The sequence below is a fragment of the Candidatus Hydrogenedentota bacterium genome, assembly GCA_019695095.1.
Classification (GTDB): Bacteria; Hydrogenedentota; Hydrogenedentia; order Hydrogenedentales; family SLHB01; genus JAIBAQ01.
The window spans coordinates 1-4,352 of record JAIBAQ010000319.1; the positions used below are offsets into that span (position 1 = coordinate 1).

Genomic DNA, 4,352 nt, shown 5'->3' on the forward strand with positions numbered 1-4,352 from the left:
CCTCGTCACCCGATGAGTGTATTCGCCGGTCCATTGAGTTCTTTCAGGCCATGCAAAAGTCTCACGGATCGCTGAAGAGCGTTGGTATCGCGTCGTTCGGACCGGTTGACCCGAACCCTGGGTCTCCGACTTTCGGCTTCGTCACTACGACCCCCAAGCCGGGTTGGGCGCAAACCGACCTGGCGGGTCCGATTGGCAAAGCGCTCGGCGTCCCCATCGGCTTCGACACCGACGTGAACGGAGCTGCCTTGGGCGAGTTCCGATGGGGAGCGGCGCAAGGCCTCGACACGTTCGTGTACATCACTATCGGCACCGGAATCGGCGGCGGTGCGATGGTCGGCGGCAAACTCATCCACGGTCTCATGCATCCTGAGATGGGACACGTTCTCATGAAACACGACCGTGTCGAAGACCCCTTTGAGGGTGCGTGCCCCTACCACAAGGACTGTCTCGAAGGGCTAGCGTCCGGTCCGGCCATTGAGCAACGCTGGAACGAACGTGCCGAAAACCTTCCACCCGACCATCCGGCTTGGGACCTTGAAGCCAAGTACTTGGCACACGGGATTGTCCCGCAAATCTATATCCTTTCACCGCAACGCATCATCATGGGCGGCGGCGTAATGGATCAGGTACATCTCTTTCCGAAAGTGCGCCGCCATGTCCAAGAAATCCTCAATGGATACATCCAAGCACAAGCCATTCTGGAAAATATAGATGACTTTATCGTGCCGCCTGGACTCGGCAACCGGGCAGGCGTGCTGGGGGCAATTGCGCTGGCTCAGGAGGCGACGGGCTGCTAGGGAATTGCGCACACAGGGTAATGTATCGATGACACAATCTGCTCCTTCTACCGAGAGATCAGAGCGCGTTTTCGAGAGGAAGAAATCCGTGAGGAGCAACCTCGGACTCCATCTCATTGGTTGTGTGGCGCTCTTCGTCTTGGTGGTGATACTCCTCGTCGTCTCCACGTATGTGACTTTAGACTTCATGTACTTTGGGATCATGACGCTCGTTCTAGGGCTTCTGGGTCTGAACGTGCTTTCTAGGGCATACAACCTCTTGCGAGCTCCTATCAGAGTCACAGTCGGTGAACAATGCCTCCGAGTCGAACATCGGCGTGCCACCAACGAATGGACGTGGGAGCAAATCGGAGGATGTATATGGCGCGGAGACGCTGTGCTCATAATTTGCCAGAGGACCGGAAGACCCTTGGTTAAACTGCCGGGCATCCTGGAGTCACTGGACGAATTAGTCGACATCGTGAGCTACAAGATCGGAGAAATGAATTCTCACGCTTCCTCCTATTTTGAAGCCCGCGAAAAGAGAAAAGTCTCTATTGGACTGGCCTTGAGTTCGGTGTTCTTCATAATCCTAGGTCTTGCCGGTATGTACGACACGCATGAGGAGTTGCGCGGTTTCCAACTACTGAATGAACAGGGCGTGCAAGGCATGGGGCAAGTGGAATCGCTTCGTACCGCCATGATTGGTCCCGTAAAGCGTGTTGTGTATCGCGTACTGTCGACAAACGGTAAAGCGGCGACGGGTGATGTAATAGTCGACCAGAAGTATTGGGAGAGCTTGGAAGTCGGATCGTTGCTCCCCATCGTCTACGTGCCAGAGGCACCTCGCTTTAGCCGACTAGTGCGTGATGAAATCAAACCACCTGAAAATCCGGTGAAGAGCTACGTAGTTTGCACAGGGCTCGTGCTGTTTGGCTTCTTTTCATTCTTTCAAGCGCGACGTCTTTGGCTTCGCCACTGTGAGGAGTCGGCCGCAGTGAACGGTGGGTAAGAATCCCGGCGCGACGGCGTTGGCTCAGGAGGCGACTGGCTGATGAGGGCCTGTGGATTCGGGGTGATGTATCGATGACACGAGACAAGCTGGGAGTCGAAGCAGTAGAGCGCGTGTTTGAGATTAGGAAGAACTTGGCGACTAGTATCAAGCTCCGCATTGTGGCCGGCATAGCGCTTCTCGTTTTTGCAGCGATAGGCTTCCTAATCTCAGCGTTTGTGACCCTCGACCTGACTTGGTTTCTTGCCGCGACGTTCATGCCCTTGTTCTGCGGTTTGGGCATGCTTGGCGAGGCCCGCTCATTGAAACAAACCGCAATCAGGGTCGAAGTGGGCGAAGAACGCATTCGGATTGAGACTCTTCAATCGACTCAGGAACTAAACTGGGATCGGATCGGCGGCCTCCCACTGGCCTATGTTCGTGGCTCTTTCGTCCTCTTTGATACCAACCGAAAACCCATCGCCAGAATCACAAGCAGGATAGATGGGTTTAGAGACTTGTCCAAATTGATCGAGGCCAGAGTCAAACAGGCAAATCCCATTGCATTCAACACCCTGAGGAAACGCGAGTTCAGATCTCTTGCCATGTTTCTCGCGATAGCGGGACCGGCCTTCGTGGCGCTTGGGCTCGCAGTGGCCTACGCGACATACGACGAACAACGTTGCTTTCGTCTGATTGAGGAGCAAGGTGTACAAGGCTTCGGGCAAGTGGAAGCATTGCCTACCGCCATGGCAGGCCCTGTAAAACGTGTTGTATATCGTGTGCAGTCTCCAAATGGGAAGACGGCCAAGTGCGATATGTCCGTCGATCCTGAGTACTGGAAGAGCCTTCAAATCGGCTCAATGATCCCTATAGTCTACGTGCCCGATGTTCCCCGCTACAGCAGACTGCTCAATCAAGAACCCAGACGCTACTATTCGTCCCCCAAGGACTACCTGTTAGCATTTGGCATATCCTTGCTTGGCCTGTTTGCGACCTTCCTAGCGCGACGCCTCTGGCGGCGCCAACGTGAGGAATTAGCTGTTAACGAGGACACGTGACTGCTCAGAGTGCACAATGCTTTATTCTGCGAACTGACACAATCTCGTGAAATCTCGAGACTTCATCATGCCAGACGGATACCGCTGGTTAATCTGGTAGGTGATCGAAGTTTCAGAACAAAAGACAGGGTTCGTGCCTTATCGACGCCTTTGTGTTCGAACTCGATACAACCGTTCAGTAAATCCGCCTTCTTCTTCGAACCTCTTGGCCTGGGCTGCGAGTTGTCTGTCAAGAACAGTCGTAACTACGCCAATGAGGACAAGTACTGAGATTGCAGCGATCCTTAGTAGACGGTATGGTCTGGCCTCATGGACGAAATGGACTTGATGGACGCAGACTCCAGACTATTGGGGTCCTGTCCAGGGGATTTCACTCTTTCTATCCCCGCCTGTTCTTTCACCCAACGTGCTACCTCATCTGCCGATTTCGGCCTCATTCCCACATGTTCTGTCCGCCTAGTCTTGATCTCCATTTTGTCCATTCCGTCCATACTGTCCAAAATGTCCATCGAGCGCAACTGCCCAAATGACCTTCAACCGGTTATAATCCTTCGACCTGACCTCATACACTTGGAGACTTCCATGCAGCTCTTGAAAGGCATTTATCAGATTGGCGGTGACCTAAACGGCATAACCTGGTGCGGCGTGGACGCCGGGTTTGAAGACGGAAACTCGTACGCTATCGTTGCGCCGGGCGGCATCGTGTTAATCGATTGCGGGAACGGCGAAACCCTGCCACAGATCTTTGACAACATGCGGTATTGGGGTCTGGACCCGGACGATATCCGGGCGTGCCTGTTGACGCATGGCCACTATGACCACGCGGGAGCGGCTCACTTATTGCGCGAGCGCGGCGTGCGCCTCTACGCGCAGCGAGTCACGGCTGACTCAATCCGTAGCGGCGACGAGCGGTGTTGCGGGTTTCTGTATCACAAGCCGTTCACGCCGTGCGAAGTCGACGAAATTGTCGAGGACGGCCAACACGTAACCGTGTGCGGCATCGAATTCGAGGTGATGCACCTGCCCGGCCACACAATGGGCTGCACGGCCTACTTCTTCACGCACGATGGCAAGCGCGTCGTGGCGTGTGGCGACGTTATCGGCACCTTGCTCTGCGGCGACCACGGTTGGAGCGGTTCCATCGACTTCGACAAGAAGGTTTACATCGAGTCCCTGCGCCGATTTGCGCGCGTCGATACCGACGTGATGCTCGCGGGGCATGGTCTGAGCTATTTCCATAATCCTCGACGCCGCGTGGAGCAGGCGCTGAACAGCGGCCTTGTGCAATGGCGGTAGGGTACGCCTTTTCAACGCCAAACGGACCGTGTCAGAATGATGACGCAACGCCTGGAGCGGATTGGCGCTCCTTGCTCGGGCTAAAGAGGCATATCATTAAAATGGGGGGCACACGATGAACATGCAGGAGATCGGGGCACACGTCATGCGAATGGCTTCCAGGGCAATGAGGGCCGCTCTGCTTATCCTGGTCTCGGCAACGCTCACGTACGCCCAAGAGCCGGT

Annotated in this window: 5 protein-coding genes; 4 read left to right on the top strand and 1 reads right to left on the bottom strand. The window is 55.1% G+C overall.

Annotated features, from left to right (window positions below; all coding sequences use genetic code 11):
- The 3 genes from K1Y02_25620 to K1Y02_25630 all read left to right on the top strand — a co-directional run.
- The coding region (locus K1Y02_25620) for an ROK family protein (GenBank protein MBX7259759.1) at positions 1-800 on the top strand (800 nt) is incomplete at its 5' end.
- Between the two features lie 88 nt (positions 801-888).
- Positions 889-1,791 (top strand): hypothetical protein, encoded by a 903-nt coding sequence (locus K1Y02_25625; protein ID MBX7259760.1) that lies wholly within the window; start codon positions 889-891, stop codon positions 1,789-1,791.
- A 74-nt stretch (positions 1,792-1,865) separates the two neighbouring features.
- Positions 1,866-2,831, top strand: a complete 966-nt coding sequence (locus K1Y02_25630) for a hypothetical protein (protein ID MBX7259761.1) — start codon at positions 1,866-1,868, stop codon at positions 2,829-2,831.
- A 138-nt stretch (positions 2,832-2,969) separates the two neighbouring features.
- Here the strand turns inward: K1Y02_25630 and K1Y02_25635 are convergent, their stop codons facing one another.
- The gene (locus K1Y02_25635; GenBank protein MBX7259762.1) at positions 2,970-3,113 is read right to left on the bottom strand and encodes a four helix bundle suffix domain-containing protein; all 144 of its coding nucleotides are present in this window, start codon (positions 3,111-3,113) and stop codon (positions 2,970-2,972) included.
- Between the two features lie 300 nt (positions 3,114-3,413).
- On the opposite strand from K1Y02_25635, the gene K1Y02_25640 reads away from it, so the two are divergent.
- Positions 3,414-4,127: an MBL fold metallo-hydrolase gene (locus tag K1Y02_25640; GenBank protein ID MBX7259763.1), complete on the top strand. Its 714-nt coding sequence runs from the start codon at positions 3,414-3,416 to the stop codon at positions 4,125-4,127.
- Positions 4,128-4,352: the final 225 nt, after the last annotated feature.

Coding starts and splice junctions, on each gene's coding strand:
- K1Y02_25640 (MBX7259763.1), top strand. CDS start 3,414: ATGCAGCTCTTGAAAGGCATTTATCAGATTGGCGGTGACCTAAACGGC.
- K1Y02_25630 (MBX7259761.1), top strand. CDS start 1,866: ATGACACGAGACAAGCTGGGAGTCGAAGCAGTAGAGCGCGTGTTTGAG.